Source organism: Rhodanobacter denitrificans (assembly GCF_003335105.1).
GTDB classification, from domain to species: domain Bacteria; phylum Pseudomonadota; class Gammaproteobacteria; order Xanthomonadales; family Rhodanobacteraceae; genus Rhodanobacter; species Rhodanobacter denitrificans_A.
In genome coordinates, this window is sequence record NZ_QFWQ01000001.1 from 82,592 (window position 1) to 98,309 (window position 15,718).

A 15,718-nucleotide genomic window follows, 5' to 3' on the forward strand; every position below is an offset into this window, starting at 1 on the left:
GTGCACGTCCTGTGGATAGCGGTGTGGATATGTGGGCGGCGAGGGCGGTCGGGCTGCTGCTAGACTAGTCCGTCCCGTGCGCGCAAGCGCCCAAAAGCTGTGGCTGATTTTATCCATGAGTGATCTGTGGCGGCGCTGCCTTGAGCGCCTCGAAGGCGAGCTGAGCGCCGAAGACCTGCACACCTGGCTGATGCCGCTGCAGGCGCGCGAGGATGCCGACGGCCTGCAGCTGTTCGCGCCGAACCCCTATACCCTGGACACCGTGCGCGAGCGCTACCTGGAACAGATCGGCAAGGTGCTGCAGCAGCTGGGCGGCAAGCCCTGCCCGGTGCGGCTGGAAGTCGGTTCGAGTTCGGCGCGACCGGTCCCCGCGGCCAAGCCGGCCGTTGCGCCAGCGCCCCGGGTTGCCAGCGCCCCGGCGCCGGCGTTCAGCCACAACCTGGACCCGCACTACACCTTCGAGACCTTCGTCGAGGGCAAGTCGAACCAGCTCGGCAAGGCCGCCGCGATGCAGGTGGCGACCAACCCCGGCCGCGCCTACAACCCGTTGCTGCTGTACGGCGGCACCGGCCTGGGCAAGACCCACCTGATGCATGCCGCCGGCAACCTGATGCGCGAGCGCAATCCGGAGTGCAAGGTGCTGTACCTGCGTTCGGAGCAGTTCGTTGGCTCGATGATCGAGGCGCTGCGCGCCAAGAGCATGGACCAGTTCAAGCAGCGCTTCCGCTCGGTCGATGCGCTCTTGATCGACGACATCCAGTTCTTCGCCGGCAAGGACACCACGCAGGAGGAGTTCTTCCACACCTTCAACGCGCTGTTCGAATCCAAGCAGCAGATCATCCTCACCTGCGACCGCTACCCGAAGGAAGTGGACAAGCTGGAGCCGCGGCTGAAATCGCGCCTCGGCTGGGGCCTGTCGGTGGCGATCGAGCCGCCGGATTTCGAGACGCGCGCGGCGATCCTGCTGGCCAAGGCGCACGACAAGGGCGTGGCGGTGGACGAGCACGTGGCGATGCTGCTGGCCAAGCGCATCCGCTCCAACGTGCGCGACCTCGAGGGCGCGCTGAACACGCTGGCGGCGCGGGCCAACTTCTACGGCAAGCCGATCACCACCGATTTCGCCGAGGAAACCCTGCGCGACCTGCTGGCCACGCATGCGCAGGCGGTCACCATCCCGAACATCCAGAAGATCACCGCCGAGTACTTCAACGTGCGCCTGCAGGATCTGCTGTCCAAGCGGCGCGTGCGTTCGCTGGCGCGGCCGCGGCAGATCGCGATGACCCTGTCCAAGGAACTCACCGAGCACAGCCTGCCGGAGATCGGCGAGGCGTTCGGCGGCCGCGACCACACCACCGTGATGCACGCCTGCAAGACGATCCGCAAATTTATCGAGACCGACGCGCGGATGCGCCAGGACTGGGAGCAGCTGATCCGCACGCTGACCGGCTGAAACCGGTCGGCGCGCAAAGTTTATGGATAAGCGGGAGCCCAAGCTGTGGATAATGGGTGGATGGAATCGCGTCGAAAGTTATCCACAAACCGTCCACCGTCGGCCAGCTGTTCCAGACACACCTGTTTTATCGTTCAATTGTTTGATTGGCATACAAAAAATACGATATAAACCTTATCCACCGCGCCAACAACAACCACTAAACTTCTTTTAAAGACAGAACAGCAGGTATAGGGGAAGCACAGCCATGCAATTCAGCATCCAGAGAGAAGCCCTGCTCAAGCCGCTGCAGCAAGTCGTGGGCGTGGTGGAGCGCCGGCAGACCCTGCCCGTGCTGGCCAACCTGCTGGTCAAGGTAGGCCACGGCCGTCTGTCGCTCACCGGTACCGACCTCGAAGTGGAGATGGTGGCGACCGCGGAAGTCGAGAAACCGGCCGATGGCGAGATCACCATTCCCGCGCGCAAGCTGTTCGACATCGTGCGCGCGCTGCCTGATGGCGTGCGGATCGACCTCAAGCTCAATGGCGACCGCGTGGCGCTCAGCGCCGGGCGCAGCCGCTTCACCTTGACTACCCTGCCGGCGGCCGAGTTTCCCACCATCGACGAAATCGAGCTGGTGGAAAAGGTGAGCTTGCCGGAGGAAGTGTTGCGCGACCTGATGGAGCGTACGGCCTTCGCGATGGCGAACCAGGACGTCCGCTACTACTTGAACGGCATGTTGCTGGACCTGCAGGAACATACCCTGCGCTGCGTGGCCACCGACGGGCATCGCCTGGCGATGAAGGAAACCGGGCTGCAGAGTTCCGTAAGTACCCGCCGGCAGATCATCATTCCGCGCAAGGGCGTCAACGAACTGGTCGGTTTGCTGGAATCCGGCGACGGTGAGGTCGAGCTGGAGTTCGGTCGCAACCACCTGCGTGTACGCCGCGGCGACGTGGTGTTCACCTCCAAATTGATCGATGGCCGGTTCCCGGATTACGAGGCGGTGATTCCGCTGGGCGCGGACAAGACCGCCACGCTCGATCGCGAGGTACTGCGCGGTGCACTACAACGGGCCGCGATCCTGTCCAACGAGAAGTACCGCGGCGTGCGGCTGGAACTCTCGCCGGGCAAGCTGCGCATCGTGGCGCACAATCCGGAGCAGGAAGAGGCGGTGGAAGAGGTCGAGGCCGATACCCATGTGTCCGACCTCGCGGTGGGTTTCAACGTGGGCTACCTGCTCGATGCGCTGTCCGCGTTGCGTGGTGACCAGGCCCGGCTCAGCCTGCGCGACGCACAGTCGAGCTGTCTGGTGCAGGAGCACGACAACGAGCACGCCCGCCACGTGATCATGCCGCTGCGGCTCTGACGCCCACCGCATGGCCTGCATATCGGGCGGTAGGCAAGGGCAACGCCGGGGCGTCCGCGAGGAACCCCGGCGTTGCCGTTTACGGGAACTCCGCCGATGAGGCTGGAGCAGTTGCGGGTGCGCGGGTTGCGTTGCCTGGGCGACATCAGCGTGGAACTGGATCCGGCGCTCAACGTATTTACGGGCGCCAACGGCGCCGGCAAGACCAGCGTGCTGGAAGCGGTGTTCCTGCTCTCACATGCCCGCTCGTTCCGCAGCGGCGCAAAAGAGGCGTTGCTGCAGCGGGGCGCCTCGCAGCTGGCGATTTTCGCCGAGCTGCATCACGTCGACGGACGAACCGGCCGGGTAGGCCTGGGCCGCGATGGCGTGCGCTGGGAAGCCAGGCTGGATGGCGCGAACGTGGCGATAGGCCAGCTGGTCCGCGAGTGCGCGGTGGTCTGCTTCGAGCCGGGGTCGCATGCGCTGATCGCCGGTGCCGCGGAGGAACGCCGCCGCTACCTGGACTGGGGCGTGTTCCACGTGGAACATGAATTCCTGATCTGCTGGCGCCGCCATCAGCGGGCGCTCAAGCAACGCAACAGCCTGCTGCGTTCCGCCACGCCGACCGATGATGCCTTGTTCGCGCCGTGGGAGGCCGAATTGGCCCAGTCCGCGCTGCAGATCGACCAGCAACGCCGCGCCTACCTGGATCTGCTGCGACCGAAGCTGCTGACCAGCGTCGGCGGCCTGTTGCCGGAGTTGGGGGCGCTCGAGCTGCGTTATCGGCGGGGCTGGCCGGAGGATCAGGAGCTGGGTCGCCAGCTGCGCGAGCAGAGGGGCAGGGACCTGGCCCGCGGGCATACCACGCTCGGCGCGCACCGGGCCGACTGGTCGATCGTCTTTGAGCACGCGCCGCTGCGCGAGCACCTGTCCCGCGGTCAGGAAAAACTCACGGCGCTGGCCTGCATGCTGGCCCAGGCCGAGCTGTATGCCGAACACCGCGGCGAGTGGCCGATCGTTTGCCTGGACGACCTCGCCTCCGAGCTGGACCGGGCGCATCAGGCCGCGGTGGTTGCCCAGCTGGCGGCGGTCCAGGCGCAGGTCCTGCTGACCGGGACGGAGCTGCCGCAGGCTTTACAGGGACGGCCGGCTCGCGTGTTCCACGTGGAACAAGGCGAGCTGACGCGCCTGCTATAATCAGCGGGTTGCATCTCCCTCAGAGGGCATAACCCTGTCCGGCCTTTCACGGCGCCGTGTCGGGCGGGTCGCTGGCGCCAGGAAACGGTCGACGCATGAACGAATCCATCAACGAATCGCACTACGACTCCAGCAACATCAAGGTCCTGAAGGGCCTGGAAGCGGTGCGCAAGCGCCCGGGCATGTACATCGGCGACACCGATGACGGCACCGGCCTGCACCACATGGTGTTCGAAGTCGTCGACAACGCGATCGACGAGGCGCTGGCCGGCTACTGCGACAAGGTCGTGGTCACCATCCTCGATGACGGCTCGGTCAGCGTCAGCGACAACGGCCGCGGCATTCCGGTCGACATCCACCCGGAGGAGGGACGTTCCACCGCCGAGGTGGTGATGACGGTGCTGCACGCCGGCGGCAAGTTCGACGCGAATTCGTACAAGGTCTCCGGCGGCCTGCACGGTGTGGGCGTCTCGGTGGTGAACGCCTTGAGCGAGCACCTGTGGCTCACCATCCGCCGCGATGGCCACGAATACCTGCAGGAATACGCACACGGCGAGCCGTTGTATCCGTTGAAGGAAGTCGGCCCGTCGGCCCAGCGCGGCACCCTGGTGCGCTTCCTGCCCAGCCCGGCCACGTTCACCCACAACATCGACTTCCACTACGAGATCCTGGCCAAGCGCTTGCGCGAGCTGGCCTTCCTCAACTCCGGCGTCACCATCGAGCTGAAGGACGAGCGCGGCGAAGGGCGGCAGGACACGTTTGCCTACGAGGGCGGCATCCGCTCGTTCGTGCAGCACCTGGCCCAGCTGAAGACCGCGTTGCATCCGAACGTGATCAGCCTGAGCGCGGAGCAGGACGGCATCACCGTGGAAGTGGCGATGCAGTGGACCGACTCCTACCAGGAGACGATGTTCTGCTTCACCAACAACATTCCGCAGCGCGACGGCGGCACCCACCTCACCGGTTTCCGCGCCGCGCTGACCCGCTCGCTGCAGAACTACATCGAGAAGGAAGGCCTGGCCAAGAACGCCAAGGTCGCGCTGTCCGGCGACGACATGCGCGAAGGCATGATCGCGGTGCTGTCGGTGAAGGTGCCCGACCCCAAGTTCTCCTCGCAGACCAAGGACAAGCTGGTTTCCTCCGAGGTGAAGACCGCGGTGGAGCAGGCGGTCAACGAGAAACTCGGTGAGTTCCTGCTGGAGCACCCGAGCGAGGCCAGGGCGATCGCCTCCAAGGCGGTCGATGCCGCCCGCGCCCGCGAGGCCGCGCGCAAGGCGCGCGAGATGACTCGCCGCAAGGGCGCGCTGGACATCGCCGGCCTGCCCGGCAAGCTGGCCGACTGCCAGGAAAAGGATCCGGCGTTGTGCGAGCTGTTCCTGGTCGAGGGTGATTCCGCCGGCGGCTCGGCCAAGCAGGGCCGCAACCGCAGGACCCAGGCCGTGCTGCCGCTGAAGGGCAAGATCCTCAACGTGGAGAAGGCGCGCTTCGACAAGATGCTGTCCTCGGCCGAGGTCGGCACCCTGATCACCGCGCTGGGCACCGGCATCGGCAAGGAGGAGTACAACCCCGACAAGCTGCGCTACCACCGCATCATCCTGATGACCGATGCGGACGTCGACGGCTCGCACATCCGCACCCTGTTGCTCACCTTCTTCTACCGCCAGATGCCGGAGCTGATCGAGCGCGGCCACGTCTATATCGGCCTGCCGCCGCTGTACAAGGTGAAGCAGGGCAAGCAGGAGCTGTACATCAAGGACGACACCGCGCTGAACGACTACCTGATCTCCAGCGCGGTGGACAATGCCTCGCTCACCTACAGCCCGGACGCGCCGCCGGTCACCGGCGAGGCGCTGGAAAAGTTGCTGCGCGGCTACCAGCAGGCGCTGGACCAGATCGGTCGGTTGTCGCATCGCTTCGACGCGGCCGTGCTCAACGCGCTGCTCGAACATCCGCCGATCGAGCCGGCGCTGTGGGCCGACCCGGGCGCGATGCAGGCCTGGCTGGATGGCGTCGCCCGGCGCCTGGCCGCCAGCGGCCTGGGCAAGCCGCACTATCGTCTGGCGCTGCGTCCGGCGCACGGCGAACAGCCGGCGGCCATCGAGGTGGTAAAGGAGCAGCACGGTCTCAGCCATACCTGGCTGCTGCCGCAGCCGTTCTTCGCCAGCAACGAATACCGCCCGCTCCTGGCGATCAGCCGCCAGATCGCCGGCATGATCCAGCCCGACGCCGTGGTACGCCGTGGCAACGCCTCGCGTGGCGTGCTCAGCTTCCTCGATGCCCGCAACTGGCTGCTGGAGGAGGCCAAGAAGGGCCGCAGCATCCAGCGCTTCAAGGGTCTGGGCGAAATGAATCCGGAGCAGCTGTGGGACACCACGGTGAATCCGGAGACCCGGCGCATGCTGCAGGTCGGGATCGAGGACGCGATCGCGGCGGACCAGATGTTCTCGATGCTGATGGGCGAGGCGGTCGAGCCGCGCCGCGATTTCATCGAGGCCAATGCGCTGAAGGTCGCCAACCTGGATATCTGAATCCTGGCGCCGGCGCGACGTTTTCCGACGCGTCCGGTATCGGGCTGGCTGCTCCAGCGGAATCAGCGAGCCGGCACCCGGCCGGGACGTCCGACGAAACACAAAATAATCGACACGCCGGCCGGGAAGACCGCCAAGTAATTGATTTTTAACAAACTTTGATGCGGCACTGCAACTTGTTATCCCCGCCCGGGTCGGGGTACGCTTCGCAATCCCCCGCGTCGTTACGACACGCCCAGACATTACGAGGATCACCATGAAGCATGCCCGAGGGTTAACCATGCTGGCCGGCGTTGCGCTGTTGCTGGGCGTGGCCAGCAGCCCGGCGCTGGCGCGCAAGAGCGACGACGCCAAACCCAAGAAGGAAGTGCTGTATCCGAACGCGACCCGCGTCGAGCCGAAGCTCGACCTGACCAGCGAGAAGGACCAGAAGAACCTCAACGAGGGCCTGGACGCGGTCAACGCGGGCGACAAGGCCAAGGCCGAGAAGGTCCTGCAGCCGATCATCGACGGCAGCAAGAGCAAGTACGCCCAGGCGCTCGCCTTGCAGGGCATGGCCAGCCTCCATTACAACGACGGCGACATCAAGGGTGCGATCGCCTCGCTGCAGCGCTCGCTGGCGCTCGGCGTGATGCCGAACGACACCTACTTCCAGCTGATGTACATGCTGGCGCAGTTCCAGATGGCCGACGAGCAGTACCAGCCTGCGCTGGACACGATCGCCAAGTGGCGCGCCGAGGGGAAGAAGGAAACCGCCGACTCCTACGCGCTCGAGGGCAACGCCGACTATCGCCTCAACAAGTATCCCGAGGCGATCGCCGCGATCAACAAGGCCAAGTCACTGACCGACAAGCCGCAGCCGACCTGGGACCAGATCCTGATGGCCAGCTACTCCGAGTCCGGCCAGAACGACAAGGCTGCCGCGCTGGCGCAGAGCCAGCTCAACACCAATCCTGATGACCCGAACGCGCTCAACAACGCGGTGGCGGTGCTGACCCAGGCGCAGAAGTATCCGCAGGCGATCCAGATGCTGGAGAGCGCCCGCGCTGCCGGCAAGCTCACCAAGGACACGCAATACGTGAACCTGGCCAAGCTGTACCTGATCACCGGCCAGGACAGTTCCGACCCGGCGCCGAACGCGACCAAGGCCGGCCAGGTGCTCGAGGACGGCATCAGCAAGGGCGTGGTCAAGACCGACGCGGATACCTACGTGCTGCTTGGCCAGTCGGCCGAACTGGCCAACAACACCGGCAAGGCGATCGACTACTACAACAAGGCCGAGCCGACCGCCACCGACGGTGAGCCCGCGCTGCGCAGCGGGCGCCTGCTGCTGAGCGAGAACAAGTACAGCCAGGCCAGGACCCTGATCCAGAAGGGCATAGACAAGGGCGTCAAGCACAAGGGCACGGCCTACATGCTGTTGGCCGAGGCCGAGCGCGGGCTGAAGAACAAGCCGGGCGCGATCGATGCCATGAAGAAAGCAGCCCAGGATCCCGAGACGGCCGCGAAGGCCAAGGCATGGCTGCAGAAGAGCGGCGCAGGCTGATCCGCAACGCCGTAGCAGGCGCCGCGGTGCGGATGGACGTCCATATTTCTGCCACCGCGGTGCTATACAAATGCCATGCTCTGTTGTACCGTTGAAAACCTTTCCCTGCGTATCCCCAGCGGCTAGTTCTTTCCGGGTTCCGTCCACGTATCGGACGGTTTCGGGTCAAGCCCTGCGGCAACGTTCTCTTCCGTTGATCAGCTTCAGACAGTGACAGATGGCCTCAAGTAACGAAGATATCGGGCGCGAGCCGTTTAGCTGGAAGCGCACCTGGGCATTGGCAGTTGCCATCGGGCTGCATGCGTTCGCGTTCCTGTTGATCGTGGCGCCGATGGCGCCTCCGCATCAGGACCACAAGGAAAAAGAACGCATCGTCCAGGTGAACTTCATCGAGCCGCCGCCGCCGCCGCCGCCGCCACCACCGCCGCCGCCGGAACCGCCGAAGCAGCCGCCGCCGAAGATCATCCAGCAGGTCAAGCCGCCACCGACCCCGCCGCCGCCGACTCCGCCGCCGCCGGTAGAGGAAGTGTCGAGCAATGCAGTGGCCGCTGCACCGCCCGCGCCGCCGGCACCGCCCGCGCCGCCCGCGGACATCACGGCCAGCTCGGACCTCAGCTACAACAGCCGGCTTCAGCCGAAGTATCCGCCGCAGGCGATCCGTCAGCGGCATGAAGGTACGGTCGTGCTGATGATCCTGGTGGGTGTGGATGGCTCGCCCAAGGACATCCAGGTCGACAAGTCCAGCGGCTACCATGAACTTGATCGTGCCGCGATGGATGCGGCACGCCGTTGGCGCTTCAATCCAACGATCCGAAATGGACAAAAAGTTGAAGGGTACGCACGCGTTCCGGTCAACTTCAATCTCAGCCAGCTGTAACCGGGTTCGCCCGGTTACGGTTACAGTTCACGCTTGACTTCCCTAGGGTAGCGTTATGTTCCTACAGACTCCTGATACGACCGGTGCCGCACAGGCGATGGGTGGCAACACCAATGCCGAAGCCATGAAGCAGATGGGCTTCGACAACCTGATCCAGAACTTCGACTGGCTAGGCTGGGTGGTCTTCGTGACCCTGGTCGCGATGTCGTTCCTGTCGTGGTACTTCATCATTGCCAACGGCATCCGCAATGCCACCGTGAAGGCCCGCGCCGACAAGGTCATCAACGGCTTCTGGGGCAATGGCTCCACCCAGGACGCGATCCGCGAACTGGAAGCCCAGCCGCGCAGCGAGCCGTTCTCCAAGATCGCGCTCGATGCCGCATCGGCGGTCGCCCACCATCAGCAGGCCACCTCGGCGGCAGGCACCACCGGCCGTCTGGCCGAGTCGCTGAGCCGTTCGGAGTTCATCGACCGCGCCCTGCGCCAGGCCGTGGCCCGCGAGAGCCTGCGCCTGGAAGGCGGCATGACCCTGCTCGCCACGGTGGGTTCGGCGGCGCCGTTCGTCGGTCTGCTCGGTACCGTGTGGGGCATCTACCACGCCCTGATCCGCATCGCCGCTTCCGGCAACGCGTCGATGAACGCGGTGGCCGGCCCGGTCGGCGAGGCGCTGATCATGACCGCGTTCGGTCTGTTCGCGGCTATCCCGGCGCTGTTCGCCTACAACTTCTTCAGCCGTTCGAACCGCGTGGTCTATGCCCGCTTCGACGAATTCGCGCACGACCTGCACGACTTCTTCGCCACCGGTTCGCGCGTCGAAAGCCAGAAGTGAGGGATTGACCCATGGCAGTCAGCCTAGGTGGCAATTCCGGCGGTCCGATGTCGGAAATCAACGTCACGCCGCTGGTCGACGTGATGTTGGTACTGCTGATCATCTTCATGATCACCGCGCCGCTGATGTCGCACTCCATCACGATCGACCTGCCCACCGCGAATCCCAAGACACCGGATTCGGAGATGGTGGTGCCGCCGCTGGATCTGGCGGTCAAGCAGGACGGCAGCATGTACTTCAACGACCACCAGGTCACTGAAGCCGAGTTGCGGGCGCAGTTTGCGGTGAATGCGCAGAAGTCGCCCCAGCCCGAGCTGCAGATCCGCGCGGACAAGGGTACCGAGTTCAAGATCGTCAAGAAGATCATCGGTGATGCCAAGGATTCGGGCATGGTGCATGTCGCATTCATGACCACTGACGCACCGAAGGGGTGACGAGATGGCTTTCACTACCAACACCAGTGGACCGATGTCGGACATCAACGTCACGCCGCTCGTCGACGTGATGCTGGTGCTCCTGATCATCTTCATGATCACGGCGCCGGTGCTCGCGCACCGGATCCAGGTCGACCTGCCGCAGCCGAATCCGAATGTGGTTCCGCCGACCAACCCGCCGGATCCGATCCACCTGAAGATCGACCAGGGTGGCGCGCTGTACTGGAACGATACCCCGGTGGACGAATTGGGCCTCAAGGCACAGTTCGCGGTGATCGCCCAGCAGAGCAATCAGCCGGAAATCCAGATCGCCGCGGCCGACGCGGTGGCCTACGAGCATGTGGCACGCGTACTGGCTGACGCGAAGAGCTACAAGCTGGTAAAGATCGGGTTTACCGAAAACCTCTGATCCGGCGTTGCAGGGCCGCGTCAAGCACGAAACCCCCGCCTCGCGCGGGGGTTTTCGTTTGCACGGGAAACTCGTTCAGCGCAGGATTTGCAGGTAGTTGCGCACCGTGCTGGCGAGGCCCTCGTACAGCGCCTCGCCGATCAGCGCATGGCCGATCGAGACCTCGGCCAGGCCGGGGATCGCTGCCTTGAACGTGCCCAGGTTCGCCTGGCTGAGATCGTGCCCCGCATTCACCGCCAGCCCGGCCTGCTGCGCGTGCCGCGCGGTGTCGGCGCAGGCGGCCAGCGCGGCCTGGGGCTGGCCTTCGGCAAAGGCATGCGCGTAAGGCCCGGTGTAGATCTCGATGCGTTGCACGCCGATCGAGGCGGCCAGCTCGAAGCCCAGGCAGCCGGCGTCGACGAACAGGCTGACACGGCAACCGAGCGCGCGCAGTTCGTCGACCAGCGGCTGCAGCCGCGCGAGATCGCGCCGCAGGTCGAAACCGTGGTCGGAGGTGATCTGGCCGTCGCCGTCGGGCACCAGGGTGACCTGGGTCGGGCGCACCTCGCGGGCCAGCGCGAGCAGCCCGGGATAGGCGCCGCGGGCGGCGGCAAACGGATTGCCTTCGATGTTGTATTCGACCCGGCCGCGCAAGGTCGCGGCCAGCGCGCGCACGTCGTCGGGACGCACGTGGCGCAGGTCGGGGCGCGGGTGCACCGTGATGCCGCCGCAGCCGGCCTCGATGCAGGTCTGCGCGGCGTGGCAGATGTCGGGCTCGTCGCCGCCGCGCGAGTTGCGCAGCACGGCGATCTTGTTGAGGTTGACGCTGAGCAGGGTCATCGCGGACAGGCGCTCCCGGGTAGAGCCGTGGATGGGGCAACGCCGGCGGCGCTGCCGGCGGGGTCGGAAACAGTGCGCCGATCAGCCGCGACTGGCAAGCGTGCCGAAGCGGATGTTCCGTTCGCCGCCACGCCAGGCCAGCGCCGCGACCAGTTCCGGCGCGATGGGGAGCCGCCGCAACTGCCAGGCGGCCGCATTGTCGCCTTCGAGTCGCAGCAGGCTGGGGCACTCGGCGGTGCCGGCGATGCTGAGCCGGTCCAGGCCGAACGCGAGGCCGCGTCCCAAAGCCTTCAGCACCGCTTCCTTGGCCGTCCAGAGTTCGAGAAAGGCCGCACTGCGCGCGGCCGGCGGCAGCGCCAACAGGGCGGCGGCCTCCTCGGCGCTGAAGTAGCGCTCGGCGATCGCCAGCGCGCGGGGATGGGGACGCAGGCACTCGAGATCGATCCCGGGCGCAATGTGCCGGCCCACCGCAACCAGCGCGTGGACGCCGCTGTGCGACCAGTTGAAGTCGAGCGAGGGATCGTGCCCGCCGGCCAGCGACGGCCGGCCGTGCGTGCCATCGGCGAGCGCCACCTGGTCCGCCGGCAAGCCGAGGTAGGCGCCCAGCACCGCGCGCAGCGGTCCGCGTCCGTCCCGTGGGTGGTAGTCCAGTCGCCACACGTGAATCTCGTCATCGCGCAGGTGCTCTGCTACGTTGGCAAGCGTCGGTAGGCGCGCGGCGATCATCCGCACATGGTGCCGCCCGTACGGGCAGCGCACAAGCACAGGCCCGGGCCTGCGCCGGGCGGAAACGGGTTGGAGAAAGTAAGAGGGCTGATGGCTTGATCCAGGGCTGGCTGCTGCTGCTGGTGTCGCTGCTGTACGTCGGGCTGCTGTTCGTGGTGGCCTACGCCGGCGACCGGCGGCCGCTGTATCCGCGCCAGCCACGGCTGCGCCCGATCGTCTACAGCCTCGCGCTCGCGGTGTACTGCTCGTCGTGGACGTTCTACGGCGCCGTCGGCACGGCCGCGCGCGACGGCCTGGCGTACCTGCCGATCTATCTCGGTCCGATCCTGCTGTACGTGCTCGGCTTCGGCCTGCTGCGCCGGCTGGTGCAGGTGGTTAGACAGCGCAACATCACCTCGATCGCCGACTTCATCGGCGCGCGCTTCGGCAAGTCGCACGGCCTGGCCGCGCTGGTGGCGGTGATCGCGGTGGTCGCGGTAGTGCCGTACATCGCGCTGCAGTTCAAGGCGGTGGCCATGTCGTTCGGCGTGCTGGGCGGAACCGCGCTGGGCGCGGTCAGGACCGGCGGCATCGACAGCGCGATGTGGTGCGCGGTGCTGCTGGCGGTGTTCGCGATCCTGTTCGGCACGCGCAGCATCGATGCCACCGAGCATCACCACGGCATGATGCTGGCGATCGCGCTGGAGTCGCTGATCAAGCTGCTGGCGTTCGTGGCCCTGGCCGGGTACGCGCTGTGGCGGGGACCGGGACTGGCCGACACGATGCAACTGCCGCTCGACCTGCTGGGCCATGGGGCGCCGCCAGGCTTCCTCGCGCAGACCATGCTGGCGTTCTGCGCGATGTTCTGCCTGCCGCGGCAGTTCCAGATCGGCATGGTCGAGTGCGAGGACGCCGGCGACCTCAGCCGCGCGCGCTGGATGGTGCCGCTGTACCTGGTCATCGTCAGCGTGGCGGTGCTGCCGATCGTGGCGGCCGGCATGCACATGCCGCTGCTGCACCAGGGCGGCGCCGATGCGTGGGTGCTGACCCTGCCGATGGCGCACGGCGACCGCGGCGTGGCGCTGCTGGCCTTCATCGGCGGCTTCTCGGCAGCCACCGGCATGGTGATCGTGGCTTCAGTGGCGCTGTCGACGATGATGAGCAACGACCTGGTGATGCCTGCGCTGCTGCGCATCCGCCGGTTGCGGCTGGAACAGCGCAGCGACCTGTCGCAGCTGGTGCTGGGCGTGCGCCGGATCGCGATCATCGTGCTGGCGCTGATGGCCTACGCCTACTACCGGGTGGCCGCCAACGCCGAGAACCTGGCCGCCACCGGCCTGCTCGCGTTCGCCGCGGTGGCGCAGTTCGCGCCCGCGTTGATCGCCGCGCTGTACTGGCGCAGCGCCAGCCGCCGCGGCGTGGCGACGGGCCTGATCGGCGGTTTCGCGGTGTGGCTGTATACCCTGTTGCTGCCGGCGGTGGTGCGCTCGGACCAGTGGCTGCGCGACGGTCCGTTCGGCTGGGACTGGCTGCGCCCGCACGCGCTGTTCTACCTCAGCGGCTGGGATCCGGTGATGCACGGCACGTTCTGGTCGCTGCTGGTCAACGCCGGCTGCCTGGTGTTCGTCTCCCTGCGCTTCCGGCCCAGCCTGGAGGAACGCCTGCACGCGGCGGTGTTCATGGACGCCGACCCGGCCAGCCGCGGCGGTGTCGGCGACTGGCGTGGCCGTGTGGCGGTGGCCGACCTGCGCACCATAGCCGAGCGCATCGTGGGCGAGCGCAGCAGCGTGCGCGCGTTCGATGAGTATGCGCAGCGGCGCGAGAAGCCGCTGCTGCCGGGCGAGGCGGCCGACCGCGCGCTGATCCAGTACACGGAGCGACTGCTCGCCTCGGCGGTGGGCGCGGCCAACGCGCGGCGCATCCTGATCAGCGCGCTGTCCGGCAGCGGCCTGGACCTGGCCGAATCGGTGGCGCTGCTGGACGAGGCCTCGCAGGAACTGCGCTTCAACCGCGAGCTGCTCTCCACCACGCTGGAGAACGTCTCGCAGGGGATCAGCGTGGTCGATGCGCAGATGCGGCTGGTGGCGTGGAACCGACGCTACCTGGAGCTGTTCGAATATCCCGACGGCATGGTCCACGTGGGCGTGCCGGTGGCCGAGCTGATCCGCTGGAACGCCGAGCGCGGCGAATGCGGGCCGGGCGAGGTCGAGGCGCATGTGGCCAAGCGCATCCAGTACATGCGCGCCGGCTCGCCGCACCTGTTCCAGCGCGTGCGGCCCGACGGCACGGTGATCGAGATGCGCGGCCGCGCGCTGCCCGGCGGCGGCTACGTCACCACCTACACCGACGTCACCGCATACAAGCACGCCGAGCAGGCGCTGATCGAGGTGAACGAGACGCTGGAGCAGCGCGTCGAGCAGCGCACCGCCGAGCTGTCCGAGGCGCTGGCCGCCACCGCGCAGGCGCGTCGCGCGGCGGAAACCGCGAACATCTCCAAGACGCGCTTCCTCGCCGCCGCCAGCCACGACCTGCTGCAGCCGCTGAACGCGGCGCGCCTGTTCACCTCGGCGCTGCGCCAGCATTCCGGGCTCGACACCGAGGCAAGCGGGCTGGCCGAGCGCATCGACGCCTCGTTCCGCGCCGCCGAGGACCTGCTTGACGCGTTGCTCGACATCTCGCGCCTGGATGCCGGCAGCTACCATCCCGAAGTCGGCGGCTTCGCGCTGGCCGAACTGTTCGATTCGCTGAAGGCGCAGTTCGCGGTGGTTGCGGAGCAGCGCGACCTGCGCCTGCGCGTGGTGCCGACTACCCTCGCCGTGCGCAGCGATCCGCAGCTGCTGCGCCGGATCCTGCAGAACTTTCTCTCCAACGCGCTGCGCTATACCAGCCGGGGCGGCGTGCTGCTGGGTGCGCGGCGGGTGAGCGGCGAGGTGCGCATCGAGGTGTGGGATTCCGGCCCCGGCATCGCGGCGGAGCAGCGCGCGCGCATCTTCGACGAGTTCCAGCGGCTGGAACACCCTTCGCCATGGGGCGAGAAGGGGCTGGGCCTGGGCCTGTCGATCTGCGACCGCCTCGCCGGCATGCTCGGCCACCGGCTCGACCTGCATTCACGGGTCGAGCACGGCAGCTGCTTCGCGGTGACCGTGCCACGCAGCGAGCCGGTGCCGGTGCGGCGTCAGCGGGTGGAGCGCGCCGGCCCGGACAAGCAATTGCCGCTGACCGTGCTGTGCCTGGACAACGATGCCAGCATCCTCGACGGCATGCGTGCCCTGCTCAGCCGCTGGGGCGTCGATTGCCGCACCGCGCTGGACGTGGCGCAGGCCCGCGACGAGCTGGGGCGCGGGCCCATCGACCTGATCCTGGCCGATTACCACCTCGCCGACGGCGTCGACGGCCTGCAGGCGTTGCAGCAGCTGCGCGACGCGCTGGGCGAACTGCCGCCGGTGGCGATGATCACCGCCGACGGCAGCAGCGAACTGAAGCAGCGCGCGCGGGCGCGCGGCTACCCGGTACTGCACAAGCCGGTGCGTCCGGCCGCCTTGCGTGCGCTGCTGACCGCGCTCGTGCGACGGCAGGGCGAGGAGCGCCCTGCCTGAG

At 67.0% G+C, this 15,718-nt stretch carries 12 protein-coding genes; 10 read left to right on the forward strand and 2 right to left on the reverse strand.

The window, feature by feature from the left end; genetic code table 11:
• Window positions 1-115 precede the first annotated feature (115 nt).
• The 9 genes from dnaA to DEO45_RS00425 all read left to right on the forward strand — a co-directional run bounded on the left by dnaA (window position 116) and on the right by DEO45_RS00425 (window position 10,597).
• Complete coding sequence (gene dnaA, locus DEO45_RS00385; protein WP_114340346.1) at window positions 116-1,450, forward strand: chromosomal replication initiator protein DnaA; 1,335 nt, start codon at window positions 116-118, stop codon at window positions 1,448-1,450.
• A gap of 247 nt (window positions 1,451-1,697) precedes the next feature.
• Complete coding sequence (gene dnaN, locus DEO45_RS00390; protein WP_114340347.1) at window positions 1,698-2,798, forward strand: DNA polymerase III subunit beta; 1,101 nt, start codon at window positions 1,698-1,700, stop codon at window positions 2,796-2,798.
• A 96-nt stretch (window positions 2,799-2,894) separates the two neighbouring features.
• A complete protein-coding gene (gene recF, locus DEO45_RS00395) occupies window positions 2,895-3,974 on the forward strand; it encodes a DNA replication/repair protein RecF (RefSeq protein ID WP_114340348.1) in 1,080 nt (359 codons plus the stop codon).
• Window positions 3,975-4,069: 95 nt separating this feature from the next.
• Entirely contained in the window at window positions 4,070-6,502 is a 2,433-nt protein-coding gene (gene gyrB, locus DEO45_RS00400; protein ID WP_114340349.1) for a DNA topoisomerase (ATP-hydrolyzing) subunit B, read from the forward strand.
• Window positions 6,503-6,758: 256 nt separating this feature from the next.
• Window positions 6,759-8,048, forward strand: a complete 1,290-nt coding sequence (locus DEO45_RS00405) for a tetratricopeptide repeat protein (RefSeq protein ID WP_428992410.1) — start codon at window positions 6,759-6,761, stop codon at window positions 8,046-8,048.
• A gap of 217 nt (window positions 8,049-8,265) precedes the next feature.
• On the forward strand, window positions 8,266-8,925 hold the full coding sequence (locus tag DEO45_RS00410) for an energy transducer TonB (protein ID WP_114340351.1): 660 nt from the start codon (window positions 8,266-8,268) through the stop codon (window positions 8,923-8,925).
• 55 nt (window positions 8,926-8,980) lie between these two features.
• Window positions 8,981-9,754 carry a MotA/TolQ/ExbB proton channel family protein gene (locus DEO45_RS00415; RefSeq protein ID WP_223250723.1) on the forward strand — a complete coding sequence of 258 codons (774 nt, stop codon included), beginning with the start codon at window positions 8,981-8,983 and terminating at the stop codon, window positions 9,752-9,754.
• Between the two features lie 11 nt (window positions 9,755-9,765).
• On the forward strand, window positions 9,766-10,188 hold the full coding sequence (locus DEO45_RS00420) for an ExbD/TolR family protein (RefSeq protein ID WP_114340353.1): 423 nt from the start codon (window positions 9,766-9,768) through the stop codon (window positions 10,186-10,188).
• A gap of 4 nt (window positions 10,189-10,192) precedes the next feature.
• Window positions 10,193-10,597 carry an ExbD/TolR family protein gene (locus DEO45_RS00425; protein WP_114340354.1) on the forward strand — a complete coding sequence of 135 codons (405 nt, stop codon included), beginning with the start codon at window positions 10,193-10,195 and terminating at the stop codon, window positions 10,595-10,597.
• Window positions 10,598-10,672: 75 nt separating this feature from the next.
• Here the strand turns inward: DEO45_RS00425 and DEO45_RS00430 are convergent, their stop codons facing one another.
• Window positions 10,673-11,416, reverse strand: a complete 744-nt coding sequence (locus tag DEO45_RS00430; protein ID WP_114340355.1) for a pyridoxine 5'-phosphate synthase — start codon at window positions 11,414-11,416, stop codon at window positions 10,673-10,675.
• Between the two features lie 81 nt (window positions 11,417-11,497).
• The gene (locus tag DEO45_RS00435; RefSeq protein ID WP_114340356.1) at window positions 11,498-12,142 is read right to left on the reverse strand and encodes a 4'-phosphopantetheinyl transferase family protein; all 645 of its coding nucleotides are present in this window, start codon (window positions 12,140-12,142) and stop codon (window positions 11,498-11,500) included.
• A gap of 95 nt (window positions 12,143-12,237) precedes the next feature.
• Here DEO45_RS00435 and DEO45_RS00440 point away from each other — a divergent pair, with 95 nt between their 5' ends.
• Window positions 12,238-15,717: a hybrid sensor histidine kinase/response regulator gene (locus tag DEO45_RS00440; protein ID WP_189339643.1), complete on the forward strand. Its 3,480-nt coding sequence runs from the start codon at window positions 12,238-12,240 to the stop codon at window positions 15,715-15,717.
• Window position 15,718: the final 1 nt, after the last annotated feature.